Annotated in this window: 15 protein-coding genes and 1 pseudogene; 12 read left to right on the top strand and 4 right to left on the bottom strand. The window is 68.3% G+C overall.

Translation table 11 applies throughout. From position 1 onward, the window contains the following. Positions 1-11 precede the first annotated feature (11 nt). A complete protein-coding gene (smpB, locus tag ACORQU_RS18555) occupies positions 12-506 on the bottom strand; it encodes an SsrA-binding protein SmpB (protein ID WP_491642493.1) in 495 nt (164 codons plus the stop codon). 70 nt (positions 507-576) lie between these two features. Here smpB and ACORQU_RS18550 point away from each other — a divergent pair, with 70 nt between their 5' ends. Together ACORQU_RS18550 and ACORQU_RS18545 are read left to right on the top strand one after the other, a co-directional pair. After that, the gene (locus ACORQU_RS18550) at positions 577-1,005 is read left to right on the top strand and encodes a type II toxin-antitoxin system RatA family toxin (protein WP_271645657.1); all 429 of its coding nucleotides are present in this window, start codon (positions 577-579) and stop codon (positions 1,003-1,005) included. A gap of 7 nt (positions 1,006-1,012) precedes the next feature. Further along, positions 1,013-1,267 carry an RnfH family protein gene (locus ACORQU_RS18545; protein ID WP_491642492.1) on the top strand — a complete coding sequence of 85 codons (255 nt, stop codon included), beginning with the start codon at positions 1,013-1,015 and terminating at the stop codon, positions 1,265-1,267. A gap of 65 nt (positions 1,268-1,332) precedes the next feature. Here the strand turns inward: ACORQU_RS18545 and ACORQU_RS18540 are convergent, their stop codons facing one another. Beyond that, positions 1,333-1,731, bottom strand: a complete 399-nt coding sequence (locus ACORQU_RS18540; RefSeq protein WP_271645659.1) for an outer membrane protein assembly factor BamE — start codon at positions 1,729-1,731, stop codon at positions 1,333-1,335. 114 nt (positions 1,732-1,845) lie between these two features. Here ACORQU_RS18540 and fur point away from each other — a divergent pair, with 114 nt between their 5' ends. Beyond that, positions 1,846-2,250 carry a ferric iron uptake transcriptional regulator gene (gene fur / locus ACORQU_RS18535; protein WP_271645660.1) on the top strand — a complete coding sequence of 135 codons (405 nt, stop codon included), beginning with the start codon at positions 1,846-1,848 and terminating at the stop codon, positions 2,248-2,250. Between the two features lie 66 nt (positions 2,251-2,316). Here fur and recN read toward each other — a convergent pair whose 3' ends face one another. Continuing rightward, a complete protein-coding gene (gene recN, locus ACORQU_RS18530) occupies positions 2,317-3,984 on the bottom strand; it encodes a DNA repair protein RecN (protein ID WP_491642491.1) in 1,668 nt (555 codons plus the stop codon). A 91-nt stretch (positions 3,985-4,075) separates the two neighbouring features. Here recN and hrcA point away from each other — a divergent pair, with 91 nt between their 5' ends. From hrcA to dnaJ, 4 genes are all read left to right on the top strand, one after another. Continuing rightward, positions 4,076-5,146 (top strand): heat-inducible transcriptional repressor HrcA, encoded by a 1,071-nt coding sequence (gene hrcA, locus ACORQU_RS18525; protein WP_491642490.1) that lies wholly within the window; start codon positions 4,076-4,078, stop codon positions 5,144-5,146. A gap of 46 nt (positions 5,147-5,192) precedes the next feature. Further along, positions 5,193-5,720: a nucleotide exchange factor GrpE gene (grpE, locus tag ACORQU_RS18520; protein ID WP_271645663.1), complete on the top strand. Its 528-nt coding sequence runs from the start codon at positions 5,193-5,195 to the stop codon at positions 5,718-5,720. Positions 5,721-5,866: 146 nt separating this feature from the next. Then, positions 5,867-7,795 (top strand): molecular chaperone DnaK, encoded by a 1,929-nt coding sequence (dnaK, locus tag ACORQU_RS18515; RefSeq protein ID WP_491642489.1) that lies wholly within the window; start codon positions 5,867-5,869, stop codon positions 7,793-7,795. 146 nt (positions 7,796-7,941) lie between these two features. Continuing rightward, on the top strand, positions 7,942-9,072 hold the full coding sequence (dnaJ, locus tag ACORQU_RS18510; RefSeq protein ID WP_491642488.1) for a molecular chaperone DnaJ: 1,131 nt from the start codon (positions 7,942-7,944) through the stop codon (positions 9,070-9,072). A 68-nt stretch (positions 9,073-9,140) separates the two neighbouring features. On the opposite strand, the gene ACORQU_RS18505 is transcribed toward dnaJ, so the two are convergent. Next, positions 9,141-10,415 (bottom strand): cation:proton antiporter, encoded by a 1,275-nt coding sequence (locus tag ACORQU_RS18505; protein ID WP_491642487.1) that lies wholly within the window; start codon positions 10,413-10,415, stop codon positions 9,141-9,143. A 66-nt stretch (positions 10,416-10,481) separates the two neighbouring features. Here ACORQU_RS18505 and ACORQU_RS18500 point away from each other — a divergent pair, with 66 nt between their 5' ends. The 5 genes and pseudogenes from ACORQU_RS18500 (at position 10,482) to dapB (ending at position 14,905) form a co-directional block, all read left to right on the top strand. After that, entirely contained in the window at positions 10,482-11,120 is a 639-nt protein-coding gene (locus ACORQU_RS18500) for a hypothetical protein (protein WP_491642486.1), read from the top strand. Between the two features lie 62 nt (positions 11,121-11,182). Beyond that, positions 11,183-12,289: pseudogene (locus tag ACORQU_RS18495) on the top strand (prephenate dehydrogenase); the annotation flags it as partial. Positions 12,290-12,409: 120 nt separating this feature from the next. After that, positions 12,410-12,781: a GNAT family N-acetyltransferase gene (locus tag ACORQU_RS18490; RefSeq protein WP_491645173.1), complete on the top strand. Its 372-nt coding sequence runs from the start codon at positions 12,410-12,412 to the stop codon at positions 12,779-12,781. 191 nt (positions 12,782-12,972) lie between these two features. Beyond that, positions 12,973-14,181, top strand: coding sequence for an aminotransferase-like domain-containing protein (locus ACORQU_RS18485; RefSeq protein WP_491642485.1), 1,209 nt, complete (start codon positions 12,973-12,975; stop codon positions 14,179-14,181). Between the two features lie 10 nt (positions 14,182-14,191). Further along, positions 14,192-14,905, top strand: a complete 714-nt coding sequence (gene dapB / locus ACORQU_RS18480; RefSeq protein WP_271645669.1) for a 4-hydroxy-tetrahydrodipicolinate reductase — start codon at positions 14,192-14,194, stop codon at positions 14,903-14,905. Positions 14,906-14,930 lie beyond the last annotated feature (25 nt).

The raw sequence follows: 14,930 nt of genomic DNA, 5'->3' as shown, positions 1-14,930 counted from the left end.
CGCGGGCGAGTTCAGGCGTCGCGGTTGTGCCGACGCATCAGGCGCTGCTTGTCGCGGGCCCACTCACGGTCCTTCTCGCTGGCGCGCTTGTCGTGGTTCTGTTTGCCCTTGGCCAGGGCCAGTTCCAGCTTGACCTTGTTGCCCTTCCAGTACATCGCGGTGGGAATCAGGGTATAGCCGTCGCGCTCAACCTTGCCGACCAGCGTGTCGATCTCGCGCCGGTGCAGCAGCAGCTTGCGGGTGCGGCGATCATCGGCCACGACGTGCGTGGAGGCCTGGATCAGCGGGGTGAACTGCGCGCCGAACAGGAACAACTCGCCCTGGCGCACCACCGCATAGCTCTCGCCGATGTTGGCGCGCCCGGCGCGGATGGACTTGAGCTCCCAGCCCTGCAATGCAAGACCGGCTTCCATCCGTTCCTCCAGGTGGTACTCGTGGCGCGCGCGTTTGTTCAGCGCGATGGTGCCCGTGCTGTTTGCTTTATCCTTGTCCGACTTCTTTGCCATCCGCCCATTGTCGCCGATGGGCCGATTCCCGGCGAGTAGAACTTTTCACAGGCCCACACGCACTCCCAAGATGCCCACCATTCGTCGCAGCGCCCTGGTCGAACATCCGGCCCAGTACATGTTCGATCTGGTCAACGACGTCCAGGCCTATCCACGACGTTTCGGCTGGTGTGACCGGGCGGAGATCCTGGAATCCAGCGATGAACGCATGGTCGCGCGGCTGGATCTGGGCCTGGGGGCCCTGCGCACCTGGTTCACCACCGAAAACACCTTGGAACGCCCGGGCCGCATCGACATGCAGCTCAAGGACGGCCCGTTCCGCAAGTTGCATGGGCTGTGGGAGTTCCAGTCGCTGGGAGACGATGTCAGCAAGGTCACCCTGACCCTGGATTTCGAGCCGTCCAGCCGACTGCTGGGCCCCGCCTTTACCCTGGGGTTCCAGGGACTGGCCGACCGCATGGTGGACGACTTCGTGCGGACCGCCGACCTGGGCGATTGAGCGGGGCATGCGGATCGAGGTGGTCCAGGCCCGGGCGCGCGGCTATGAGGCGGTCACACTGACGCTGCCCGAGGGGGCGACGGTCGGGGACGCGGTGCAGGCGTCAGGGTTCGGCGCAGGTCCGGCGCCGGCCGGTCTGGCGGTTTTTGGGGTGCTGGCGACTGCGGCGACACCGCTGGTCGATGGCGATCGCGTGGAACTGCTGCAGCCGCTCCAGGTCGATCCAAAGGAGGCGCGCCGACGGCGCGCTGCGAAGCTCTGAGGGCAAGGGCTAGAGAAGACGCCCTTGCTCTGGGTCCGGCGCTTGGCGGACGGCAGGCGGGGCGATCAGCCGCCGCCGTGGTCCTTCTTCTTGTCCTTGGCCAGGTTCGGGCCGAACTGGCGCACGCTGTTGCGTGCCAGTTCGTCGTCCTGGTTGGGGAAGTAGTCGCCTTCCCACTTGCTGACCTTGTCGTTGTCGAAGAAGACGGTGAAGTTCTTCATCTGCACGTGGCCCAGGCGGTCGGTGCGCTGGGTGGAGGTGTAGTCCCAGCGCTGGGCGTGGAACGGGTCGGCCACCGAGGGCGTGCCCAGCAGGGCCAGGACCTGCTGCTTGCTCAGCCCGACTTCGAGCTGGTCGACGTCTTCCTTGTCGATCAGGTTGCCCTGATAGATCGGCTGCTTGTAGATGATGCCGCAGCCGGAAGTGGCCAGGCCGAGTGCGGCGATAAGCAGGAATTTGCGCATGAACAAGACGTCTGCAAGGGTCGGGAAGGAACCGCCCGATGATACACTGCGCCCTTCGCCGCGACCCAATCGCAAGGCAGCTGGCGCTAAACCGCCAATGAATGGGAGCCCCCGATGGAATCGCTCGATCTACGCAAGGCCGGCCTGAAGGTCACCCACCCGCGCCTGCGCATCCTGGCCCTGCTTGAAGAAGCCAAGCCCCGGCACATGACGGCCGAGGACATCTATCGCGCCTTGATCGGGGTGGGCGATGAGATCGGCCTGGCCACGGTGTATCGCGTCCTGACCCAGTTCGAGGCCGCGGGCCTGGTGCTGAAGCACAATTTCGAGGGCGGCCAGGCCGTCTACGAGCTGGATCGGGGCGAGCACCACGATCACATGGTCGACATCGATTCGGGCAAGGTCATCGAGTTCTCCAGCGAGGAGATCGAGGCCCTGCAGGAGAAGATCGCCGCCGAGCACGGCTACGAGATCGAGGAGCACTCGTTGGTGCTTTACGTGCGCAAGAAGCGCAAGTAAGCCCACTGCCGTGAACACAAAAAAGGCCGGGGGATCCCGGCCTTTTTGCGTGGTGCCCGAGGCGCGTCAGTCGACGGCTTCGAGCAGCTTGCCGGCCGCGGCGCGGGCTTCGGCGCTGACCTGCACCCCGCCGAGCATGCGTGCCAGTTCCTCGCGGCGCGCCGGCGCATCCAAAGATTCGACCGAGGACTGGGTCATGCCCTCGACCGGCGCCTTGCTGACCCGGTAGTGGGCGTGGCCCTGCGCGGCCACCTGTGGCTGGTGGGTCACGCACAGCACCTGGCGCTGGCGGCCCAGGTCGCGCAGTTTCTTGCCGACGATGTCGGCCACCGCGCCGCCGATGCCGGAATCGACCTCGTCGAAGACCATCGTCGGTACCGCGTCCGAGCCCAGTGCGGCCACTTCGATGGCCAGCGAGATGCGCGAGAGTTCACCGCCGGAGGCGACCTTGCGCAGCGGGCGCGCCGGCTGGCCGGCGTTGGCCGCCACCAGCAGTTCGACCCGCTCGGCGCCCTGCGGGTCGGGGCGCTCGGTGTCGACCGGTTCGAGCAGCACGTCCAGCTTGCCGCCGCCCATGCCCAGCTCGCCGATCAGGGCGCTGGTCTGTTTTGCCAGCGCCGCGGCGGCCTTGGTGCGGACCTTGGTCAGCGCGGCGGCGGCGGTCTTCCAGGCCTGGCGGGCGGCTTCGATCTCGGCGTTCAGGCCGGCCAGGCGCTCGCCGGCGCCCCGCAGGCTCTCAAGTTCCTGCTCGATCCGGCTCGCCACCTCGTCGAGTTGTTCCGGTGTGACCCGGTGCTTGCGCGCCAGGTCGTGCAGGCGGGTCAGGCGACGCTCGGCCTGTTCGAACTGGTCCGGGTCCACGTCCAGGTCGTCGCGGATCTGGTTGAGCAGGCCCAGCGCCTCCTCCAGCTGGATCTGGGCGCTGTCCAGCAGGGCATCGACCTCGCCCAGGCGCGGCTCGTGGCTGGCCGCGCGGGCCAGCTCGCCGCGGGTTTGCAGCAACAGCTGGCTGGCCGAGGGCGCATCCTCGCCGGACAACCTGCCCAGGCTGTCGTCGCAGGCCTGGATCAAGGTGGCGGCATGCGCCTGCCGGCGATGGGTGGTCACCAGGGCCTCGATCGACTCGGGGCCCAGGTCCTCGGCGCTGAGCTCGTCGAGCTGGTGCTGCAGGTAATTCAACCGGTCGGAGACGTCGCCCTGTGCGGTCAGTCGCTCGCGTTCGTCCAAGCGCTGGCTCCAGGCCGCGGCGGCGCGGCGCACGGCCTCGGCCTGCGGCTGGCAGTTGGCGAAGGCGTCCAGCAGGGCGAGTTGGCGCGGCCTGGAGAGCAGGGCCTGGTGTTCGTGCTGGCCGTGGATCTCCACCAGCAGCCCAGCCAGTTCGCTCAACTGCGAAAGGGTCACGCTGCGGCCATTGATCCAGCTGCGCGAGCCGCCGTCGGCGCGCAGCACGCGGCGCAGCTGGCAGGCGCCGGACTCGTCCAAGGCGTGTTCGGCCAGCCAGGCCAGGGCGGGGGACTTGGGTGGCAGCTCGAATTCGGCCGACAGCTCGGCGCGCTGGGCGCCGTGGCGCACCACGCCGGCATCGGCGCGCAGGCCGGACAGGAACCCGAGGGCGTCGACCAGCAGCGACTTGCCGGCGCCGGTCTCGCCGGAAATCACCGTCATGCCGGGGCCGAATTCCAGGTCCGTGGCGCGGACCACGGCGAAGTCCTTGATGGTGAGATGTCTGAGCATATGCGGCCGGCATTGTAGGGCCTGGCGGCGCACGTGCTGAGACCGTGCGCGGGCAGTTGCAAACCCCGGTCCGGGCCGTTATCTATCGGCCATGAGTTCCCGACGGCCAGAACTGGATGCGCGTGCACGGCAACTGCTGCGCACGCTGATCGCCCGCTACATCCACGACGGCGAGCCGGTCGGCTCGCGCACGCTGGCGCGGCATTCGGGCCTGGACGTGAGTCCGGCCACCATCCGCAACATCCTGGCCGACCTGGAAGATGCCGGCCTGCTCAGCTCGCCGCACACCTCGGCCGGCCGGGTGCCGACTGCGCAGGGTTACCGGGTCTTCGTGGACAGCCTGGTGCAGATGCAGCCGCTGGCCGAGCGCGAGGTCGCCCGCCTGCGCGCCGAGCTGCCGTCCGGCACCGGCACCCAGGCCCTGCTGGGCAATGCCTCCGAGCTGCTGTCGGCCATGACCCACTTCGTCGGCGTGGTCGGCGCACCCAAGCGCGAGCAATTCGCGTTCCGGCACATCGACTTTGTGCCGCTAGACGGGCGCCGGGTGCTGGCCATCCTGGTCTTCGCCGACAACGACGTGCAGAACCGGGTGATCGAACCGCGCCGGCGCTACGACCCGTCCGAGCTGGAGCGGGTGGCCAATTACCTGAACGCGCATTTCGCCGGCCGCCCGATTTCCGAGATCCGGGCCACGCTGCTGCGCGAACTGCGCGCGGCCCGCTCGGAGATGGAAGGCCTGCTGGCCCACACCGTGGAGCTGGCCGAACACGCCCTGGTGCCGTCCGACGATGACATGGTGCTGGCCGGCCAGACCCGGTTGATGGGTGTGCAGGACCTGTCCGACCTGGACCGCCTGCGCGAACTGTTCGAGGCCTTCGCCCGCAAGCGCGAGATCCTGCAACTGCTCGAACGCACGATCAGTGCCCCGGGCGTACGCATCTTCATCGGCGAGGAAACCGGCCTGGCGCCGCTGGATGGCATGTCATTGGTCGCCGCGCCGTACCGGGCCAGTGGCCAGGTCCTGGGCGTGCTGGGCGTGATCGGGCCCACGCGGATGGCGTACCAGACGGTGATTCCGGTGGTCCAGGCGGCCGCCGATGCGCTCGGCGCGGCAATGCTGCGTCCCGGGGATGACTTGAATCCGTCCACGCCGGCCCCATAGCTGGGCCTTGCGGCGGACCAACCCCCGCCAACGACGGATCTGGAGCATGACTGCAAACGAATACACCGACGGCCAGCCGACGGCCGACACCACCTCCGCCGAGCAGACCACCGAGGCGCTGCTGCAGGCCGAGCTGGAAACCCTGCGCAACGAGCTGGACCAGGTCCGTGCCTCGGTCCTGCTGGATCGTGCCGACCTGGAGAACCAGCGCAAGCGCGTGGCCCGCGACGTGGAGCAGGCGCGCCGCTTCGCCAATGAAAAGCTGCTGGGCCAGCTGATGCCGGTCTTCGACAGCCTGGACGCCGGCCTGCTGGCCGCCGGCACCGAACCCAGCCCGCTGCGCGAGGGCCTGGAACTGACCCAGAAGCAGCTGCTCAAGGTGGCCGACGACAACGGCCTGACCGTGCTGGACCCGATGGGCCAGCCGTTCAACCCGGAACACCACCAGGCCATCAGCCAGGCCGAGCCCAACGGCGCGGCCCCCGGCAGCGTGATCCAGGTGTTCCAGAAGGGTTACCTGCTCAACGATCGCCTGCTGCGTCCTGCGCTGGTGGTCGTCGCGCGTCACGACTGAGCGGGCACTGAGCGGCCGCAGGGCGGCCGGAAATTTGTGTTCCACGAGCGCTTGAAGCGCGTCACAGCGTCCTTATATCTGGTTCATCGGCCGGGCACGCACCCGGCCCCAACCCGACAAACCTTCGCTTTTACGGAGTAATCACCATGGGCAAGATCATCGGCATCGACCTCGGCACGACCAATTCGTGCGTGGCGATCATGGAAGGCGGCAAGGCCCGCGTCATCGAGAACTCGGAAGGCGATCGCACCACGCCCTCCATCGTCGCCTATACCAAGGACGGCGAAGTGCTGGTCGGTGCCTCGGCCAAGCGCCAGGCCGTGACCAACCCCAAGAACACCTTCTACGCGGTCAAGCGTCTGATCGGCCGCAAGTTCACCGACGCGGAAGTCAAGAAGGATCTGGACCTGGTGCCCTACGGCATCCTGGCCCATGACAATGGCGACGCCTGGGTGGCCACCGCCGACGGCAAGAAGATGGCCCCGCAGGAAATCTCCGCCCGCGTGCTGGAGAAGATGAAGAAGACCGCCGAGGCCTTCCTGGGCGAGACCGTCACCGAGGCGGTCATCACCGTGCCGGCGTACTTCAACGACAGCCAGCGTCAGGCGACCAAGGACGCCGGCAAGATCGCCGGCCTGGACGTCAAGCGCATCATCAACGAGCCCACCGCCGCGGCCCTGGCCTACGGCTTGGACAAGGGCGATTCGCAGGACCGCAAGATCGTGGTCTACGACCTGGGCGGCGGCACCTTCGACGTGTCGATCATCGAGATCGCCAACGTCGACGGCGAGAAGCAGTTCGAGGTGCTGGCCACCAACGGCGACACCTTCCTGGGTGGCGAGGACTTCGACGCGCGTGTCATCGACTACCTGGTCGACGAGTTCAACAAGGACCAGGGCATCGACCTGCGCAAGGATCCGCTGGCCCTGCAGCGCCTGAAGGACGCCGCCGAGCGCGCCAAGATCGAGCTGTCCTCCTCGCAGCAGACCGAGGTCAACCTGCCGTACGTGACCGCCGATGCCTCCGGTCCGAAGCACCTGAACATCAAGCTGACCCGCGCCAAGCTCGAAGCTCTGGTCGAGGACCTGATCAAGAAGTCGATCGAGCCGTGCCGCACCGCGCTCAACGACGCGGGCCTGCGCGCCAGCGACATCGGCGAGGTGATCCTGGTCGGTGGCCAGACCCGCATGCCCAAGGTGCAGGCGGCGGTGGCTGAGTTCTTCGGCAAGGAGCCGCGCAAGGACGTCAATCCCGACGAGGCCGTGGCGCTGGGCGCCGCGATCCAGGGCGGCGTGTTGGCCGGCGACGTCAAGGATGTGCTGCTGCTGGACGTGACCCCGCTGTCCTTGGGCATCGAAACCCTGGGTGGCGTGTTCACCAAGATCATCGAGAAGAACACCACGGTGCCGACCAAGGCCTCGCAGACCTTCTCCACCGCCGAGGACAACCAGTCGGCCGTGACCGTGCACGTGTTGCAGGGTGAGCGCGAGCAGGCCCGCTTCAACAAGTCGCTGGCCCGCTTCGACCTGTCGGGCATCGAGCCGGCGCCGCGCGGCATGCCGCAGGTGGAGGTGTCCTTCGACATCGACGCCAACGGCATCGTCCACGTGACCGCCAAGGACAAGAAGACCGGCAAGGAACAGAAGGTCGAGATCAAGGCCGGCTCGGGCCTGTCGGACGACGAGATCCAGCGGATGGTCGCCGACGCCGAGGCGCATCGCGACGAGGACAAGAAGTTCCAGGAACTGGTCGTGGCCCGCAATCAGGCCGATGGCCTGATCCATGCCACCCGCACCGCGATCACCGAGCATGGCTCCAAGGTCGGCGGCGATGTGATCGGCAAGGTCGAAGCCGCGCTGGGTGAGCTGGAAACCGCGATGAAGGGCGACGACAAGGCCCAGATCGAGGCCAAGTCCAAGGCGCTGGAAGAAGCCGGCCAGTCGCTTTACGCCGCCGCCGCGGCGGGCGAGCAGGGCGGTGCGCCGGGTGCCGAGGGCGGTGCCGAGCAGGCCAACCGCGCGACCGACGACGTGGTGGATGCGGAGTTCACCGAGGTCAAGGACGACAAGAAGTAAGCGCAGCCCGAGGCTGCAGTAGGAACGCATGGAGGAGCGGGGCTACGGCTCCGCTCCTCCGGCGTTTCCGGCACTGCCCGCCGCAGGCCCTCGAAGGCCAGGCGGCGATGCCATGATTCCCCATTCAACGCAGGCTGCATCCGGCAATGAGCAAACGCGACTACTACGAGGTTCTGGGCGTCGCCCGCAACGCCAGCGACGAGGAGCTGAAGAAGGCCTATCGTCGTTGCGCGATGAAGTTCCACCCTGATCGCAACCCAGGCGATGCCACGGCCGAGGTGTCCTTCAAGGAGTGCAAGGAGGCTTACGAGGTCCTGTCGGACGGCGGCAAGCGTCGCCTCTACGACCAGCATGGCCACGCCGCCTTCGAGCACGGCATGGGCGGTGGTGGTCCTGGCGCCGGCTTCGGCGGCCCGGACATGGGCGACATCTTCGGTGACATCTTCGGCAACATCTTCGGTGGAGGCGGCGCGCGGGCGGCCCGGCGTGGCGCGGACATCGGCTACGTGATGGAGCTGGACCTGGAAGAAGCCGTGGCCGGCGTGGACAAGCGCATCGAGATCCCGACCATGGCCGCTTGTGAGCCCTGCCACGGCAGTGGTTCGGAAGATGGCAAGACCGAGACCTGCACCACCTGCGCCGGGCGCGGCCAGGTGCGCATGCAGCGCGGTATCTTCACCATGCAGCAGGCCTGCCCGCATTGCGAAGGCCGCGGCCAGGTCATCCGCAACCCCTGCAGGACCTGCCATGGCGCCGGTCGCGTGGAGGAGGAGCGGGTGCTGTCGGTCAAGATCCCGGCGGGCGTGGATACCGGTGACCGGATCCGCTTGGCGGGCGAGGGCGAAGCCGGTCCGGCGGGCACGCCGGCCGGTGACCTGTACGTGGAAGTGCGCGTGCGCGAGCACGAGATCTTCCAGCGCGACGGCGACGACCTGCACTGCGACGTGCCGATCCGCATTTCGCAGGCGGCCCTGGGCGATACGGTGCGTGTGCCGACCCTGGGCGGCGAGGCGGAGATCCGCGTTCCGGCCGAGACCCAGACCGGCAAGCTCTTCCGTCTGCGCGGCAAGGGCGTACGATCGGTGCGCAGCCGTTCCACCGGCGATCTGTTCTGCAAGGTCGTGGTTGAGACGCCGGTGAACCTCACCGCACGCCAGCGCGAATTGCTGGCGGAGTTCGAGGCCACCTTTGGGGGCGATGACGCGCGCAAGCACTCGCCCAAGTCGGCCACGTTTCTGGACGGGGTCAAGGGCTTTTGGGACCGAATGACGTCCTGAGGACACTTGGGAAAGGCATTGAGGCAATATGAAAAAGCCGGCTCGCGCCGGCTTTTTCATGTCTGGATTCAGTGCGCATGCGGATCGGCCGCATCGGGCCGTGGCGGCGCCTGGCTGATCGGCAGGCTACGCGCGACCCGGCCGATGGTCAGTCCCTGGACCAGGATCGAAAACACCACCACGACATAGGTGATGCCCAGCAGCATGTCGCGGGTCTCGCCGGCCGGCAGCGACAACACCAGCGCCACCGAGATGCCACCGCGCAGCCCACCCCAGGTCAGCACCTTCCATGAGCCGCGCGGCAGGCCGAACCCGCTGCGCAGCACCGCGATCGGCGTGCCAACCGCCACCAGCCGCGCCAGCAAGGTGACCGCGATGGTAAGCGCGGCCGCGCCCAGCAGGGCCAGGCTGAAGGGAACCACCAGCACTTCCAGGCCGATGAGCACGAATAGCACGGCATTGAGGATCGAGTCGAGCAGCGCCCAGAACAGGTCGTGGTACTTGCGCGTGGTATCGGACATGCCCAGGCGCCGCCCGCGGTTGCCGACGATCAGCCCGGCCACGACCATCGCCAGCGGCCCGGACACATGCAGGCGGTTGGCCAGCGCGTAGCCACCCAGCACCGCGGCCAAGGTAATCAGGACTTCTTCCTGGTAGCTGTCGATGCTCTTGAGCAGGCGGTAGGTCGCATATCCCAGGACGCCGCCCAGCAGCAGACCGCCGCCGACCTCGTGCACGGCCAGCTTGGCGACCTCGCCGGCACCCGGGGTATCGCCCATGGAGGCCGCCTCGAGCAGCAGCACGAACAGCACCACGCCCACGCCGTCGTTGAACAGCGACTCGCCGGAGATCACCAGCTCCAGGCTCTTGGGCGCGCGGGCCGACTTGAGGATGCCCATCACCGCGATCGGGTCGGTCGGGGAAATCAAGGCGCCGAAGACCAGGCACCACGGCAGCGCCAGCGGCAGGCCCAGCATCGGCAGCAGCCAGTACAGCCCGTAGGCCACGATGATCGTGGAGACCAGCGTGCCGCCGACCGCCAGCAGGCCCACCTGCCAGCGATAATTGTGCAGTTCGCTCAGGTCCACGTGCAGCGCGCCGGCGAACAGCAGCATCGAGAGCATGCCCTGCATCAGCACCTCGCTGAAGTCGACCGAGCGCAGCAACGCGGTCGCGTGCTCGCGGAAGGTCGCCACGCCCAGCGCGTCCAGCCCGATCAACGAGAACGACACCAGCATGGCCACCACCATGACGCCGATGGTGTCGGGCAGGCCGATGAAGCGGCGGTTGACGTAGGCCATCAACGAGGTCACGACCAGGAAGACGACGGCGATCTCGAACATGGCGATCCTGGGGCAGCGAGCTGGCATCCATTGTCGCCGAGTGGCCCACGCTGCGGTAAGCCCATCGTGCGCGTCGCGCTGGCCCCTTGCGGCGTGCTTGGCGAGGGCGCCGACATTGGGCATGATCTGAGGCGTTGGATCGAGATGCCCCCGGCGTGCAAGGCGCCGGGAACAGGGACGTCACAGGGGGAGTCAAAGGTGCGAACACTCGCGATGTTGGGCGTGCTGGCCATTGCGGCCGGCGTGGCGTATTGGCTGTGGTTCGGGCGCGAAACATTGACCGAGGCCGATGTGCAGGCGTTTTATGCGGCGCAGATGGAAGCGGGGGAGGCGTTGGATGCGCCGGCACTGTGCGCGATGATGTCGGAGGACTACCTTCAGCGCGGGACAATGTGGATCGAGGGCCGCTCGCGGCAGATGCAGCAGGATCGCGAGGAAACGTGCGATGGCATGACCCAATTGATCGGCCAGATGGCCCAGCTGCGCGCACGCAGCGGTGGCCGCTTCAAACCCGATTCCAGTCAGACCATTGTGTCGGTGGACGTGGCGCCCGATGGCTCTCGGGCCATCGTCAAGACCCGCAGCACCTTGTACATCGGCGCGCTCGGGATGTCGTCACGCTCGACCGACACGGTGATCAAGCGCCGCGGACGCGTCATGATCACCGGTTCGCAGAGCATCAACTGGATGGGCGTCAATCGCTGAGGCCGCCTGCGGGCCCGCCCTTGCCTACAATGCGCGCTGCTCTTTGGACATGATCGCGCAGCATGCACAGCCCTTCTCCCGTCGTCGGCATCGTCGGCAGCGCTGGCGCCTACGGCCGCTGGCTCGCGCGTTTCCTGGAACGCCACATGGGGCTGCGGGTGATCGGACACGATCCGTCCGATCCCGCCTCGCTATCCCCCGAGGCCCTGCTGGCACAGGCGCAGGTGCTGGTGTTCAGCGCGCCCATCCGGGTCACGGCCGAGGTGATCGCGCATTACGTGGCGCTGGCCGCCGGGCGTGAGTCCGGCCAGCTATGGCTGGACCTGACCTCGATCAAGACCGAGCCGGTGGCCGCGATGCTGCGCTCGCGGGCCGAGGTGGTCGGCCTGCACCCGATGACCGCACCGCCCAAGTCCCCCACGCTCAAGGGCCGGCCGATGGTGGTCTGCGAGGCGCGCCTGGACGCGTGGCGTCCGTGGCTGCAGACCCTGTTCGACGCACTGGAAGCCCAGTGCGTACGCACCACGCCCGAGCACCACGACCAGGTCATGGCCGTGGTCCAGGCCATGGTCCACGCCGGCCACCTGGCCCAGGCCGGTGCGCTGCGGCGGCTGGCGCCGCAGGTTGGCGCCTGGGCCGAGTTGTTCCCGTATCGCTCAGCATCCTTCGAGATGGACGGGGCGATGATCGCGCGCATCCTCTCGCTCAACCCTGCGATCTACGAGGACATCCAGTTCGGCAATCCGCACGTCGGGCCGGCGCTGGAGGCGCTGGTCGAGGAGTTGTCGGCACTGCGCGACCAGGTCGTGGCTGGGGACGAGGCGGCCCGCGCCGCGTTCCGCCAGCGGATGCTGGCCGACAACCGCGACGCCATCGGCCCGGGGGCCTTGGCCGAGGGCAATTACCGCTTCGAGCGGATCGGCTACCTGCTGGCCGATCTGGCCGAGCCGCGCAGTCTGTCGGTGCACCTGCCGCTGGACCAGCCCGGCTCGTTGCGCGCCTTGCTGCATGTGTTCGAACGCCACGGCGTGAGCATCGCCTCGCTGCATTCGCTGCGCAATCCATCGGGAGAGGTGCACTTCCGCCTGGGGTTCGACACCGGCACCTCGCTGCAGGCGCTGACCGCGGCGGCGGCCGAGGTCGATGCCAGCGGGGTCGGGCGGGTGCTGTCCGGGAGCTTCGATGGCGTGCCGGCTCCGATCAACGGGACCTCGCTGCCGCAGGGCGTGATTCGGCGCGCGGCCCGTCCCGGGGACGTGCAGGCCCTGCTGGCGCTGCGCGAGACCACCATGCGCGAGCACATGGCCAACTCCGGCGCGGATACTTCGCAGGGCAACATGCTCGCGCGGCTGCTCAACGGCTACCAGCACGCCGATGTGCTGGAGCGCGATGGCCGCATCGTCGGCCTGCTCAAGCTGGACCGGACCGGCGCGGACTGGGTGGTCATGCAGATCCAGATCGCGCCGGAGCTACAGGGGCAGGGCCTGGGCCGCCGCCTGCTGCTGGACTACATCGCCCAGGCGCAGGCAGGCGGACATGACGTGACTCTGCACGTGCTGAAGGCCAACCCGGCGCGCGGACTGTACGAGCGGCTGGGCTTCGTGGTCGAGGGCGAGGATCCGGAGGAGTTCCACATGCGCCTGGCGTGCCCGCGCGGCTGAGTGATCCCAGTCATCCACATGACATGTGGACGACCCTCGGCACAAACCTGTGGACAACCTTCCCGGGCCTTGTCCGGCAAGGCGCTCGATCGGTCTGGTGAATATTTCGCCAGCGACGGGTGGCGATCTGGCTCGGTGCCTGCCGCAGCGCAGCGCGTCGGCACGCGGGCGCGCGCGGTATCCTTGCCGGCATGAGCACTCAAATCGTGTTGTCCCAGCGCGCGCAGGCCCTGACCAGTTCGGCCATCCGCGAAATCCTCAAGGTCACCGAGCGTCCCGAGGTGATTTCCTTCGCCGGTGGCCTGCCTTCGGCGTCCACCTTTCCGGTCGAGCGCCTGCGTGCGGCCACCGACAAGGTGCTGACCGATGCCCCGCAGGCCGCGCTGCAGTACGGCCCGACCGAAGGCTTCGCGCCACTACGCGAATGGGTGGCCGAGCGGCTCACCCGCGCCGGCGCGCCGGTCCCGGCCAGCCGGGTGCTGATCGTCACCGGCTCGCAGCAGGGACTGGACCTGCTGGGCAAGACCCTGATCGACGAAGGCAGCAAGGTGCTGGTGGAGACCCCCAGCTACCTGGGCGCGCTGCAGTCGTTCTCGCTGTTCCGCCCGGCGTTCGCCTCCATGCCATCGGACGACGGCGGCATCGACACCGATGCGTTGACTCCGGCGCTGCTGGACGGCGCGCGTTTCATGTACTGCCTGCCCAACTTCCAGAACCCCACCGGCAAGCGCCTGTCGCTGGACCGCCGCAAGGCACTGGTGGCCAAGGCGCTGGCGGCTGGCGTGCCGGTGGTCGAGGACGATCCCTATGGCGAGCTGAGCTATGGCGGGGAGCATCTGCCCAGCCTGCTGTCGCTCAATCCCGAAGGCGGCATCTACATGGGGTCCTTCTCCAAGGTGCTCGCCCCGGGCCTGCGCCTGGGCTACGTGGTCGCGCCCGAGCCGCTGTACGCCAAGCTGGTCCAGGCCAAGCAGGCCGCGGACCTGCACACGCCCTCCTTCAGCCAGCGCATCGTGTACGATACCGTGCGCGATGGCTTCCTGGACGAGCACATCCCGACCATCCGCGACCTGTACGCGCATCAGTGCCAGTTGATGCTGCGGGCGCTGGCCGAGCACTTCCCGCCGGCGGCGACCTGGACCCGTCCGGAAGGCGGGATGTTCATCTGGGTGACGCTGCCGCAGGGCATCGACACCACCGCGCTGCTGGCCCAGGCCATCGCCCGCAACGTGGCGTTCGTGCCGGGCGCGCCGTTCTACGCCACCGATCCGCAGGTCAACACGCTGCGCTTGTCCTTCGTGACCGTGCCGGCCGAGAAGATCGAAGCAGGGATGAAGGTGCTGGGAGAACTGGTCAGCGAGGCCATTGCGGCCCTGCCTGCCAGCGCGGTCGCGGCATGAGGGTGGCCCGGTGAGCAACGCGGTGCGTGTGTTGATCCATGGTGCCTCCGGGCGCATGGGCCAGGCCTTGGTGCGCCTGGCCGCCGAACACCCGGGATTGGACGTGGTCGCCGCCGTGACCCGGCGGGCGCCGTCGCCGCGCGTGGTCGACGGGGTGGCGTTCTTCGCCGCGTCCGAACTGTCCGGCGTGCCGGCGTTCGACGTGGCGATCGATTTCAGCCTGCCGGAAGGCTTCGACGCGGTGCTGGCGCTGTGCGTGGCGCGCAAGGCCGCGCTCGTCTCGGGCACCACCGGCCTGTCCGAGGCCCAGCGTGCGGCGCTGGCCGATGCGGCCGCTGGCATCCCGCTGGTCTGGGCCTCCAATTTCAGCCTCGGCGTGGCGGTGCTGGCCGAACTGGTCGAGCGCGCCGCTGCCGCGTTGCCGGGCTGGGACTGCGACATCGTCGAGTCGCACCACGTGCACAAGCTGGACGCGCCGTCCGGCACGGCGCTGACGCTGGGCCAGGGGGCTGAAGCGGCCGGCGCCACGCCACGCTATGCCAGCCTGCGTGCCGGCGACATCGTCGGCGAGCACCTGGTGCAGTTCACCGGCCTGGGTGAACGGATCGAGCTGACCCACCGCGCCAGCAACCGCGACATCTTCGCGCGCGGCGCGCTGCATGCCGCCAGCCGGCTGGCCGGACGCGCGCCGGGCAGCTATCGGGTGCGCGACCTGCTGGATTGAGCGGTCGCTCGGCGGCAGCCGCCGC

Source organism: Pseudoxanthomonas sp. JC1303, assembly GCF_058448525.1.
The sequence above is the reverse complement of the archived record's forward strand: the minus strand, read 5'-3'. Positions and strand labels throughout refer to the sequence as shown.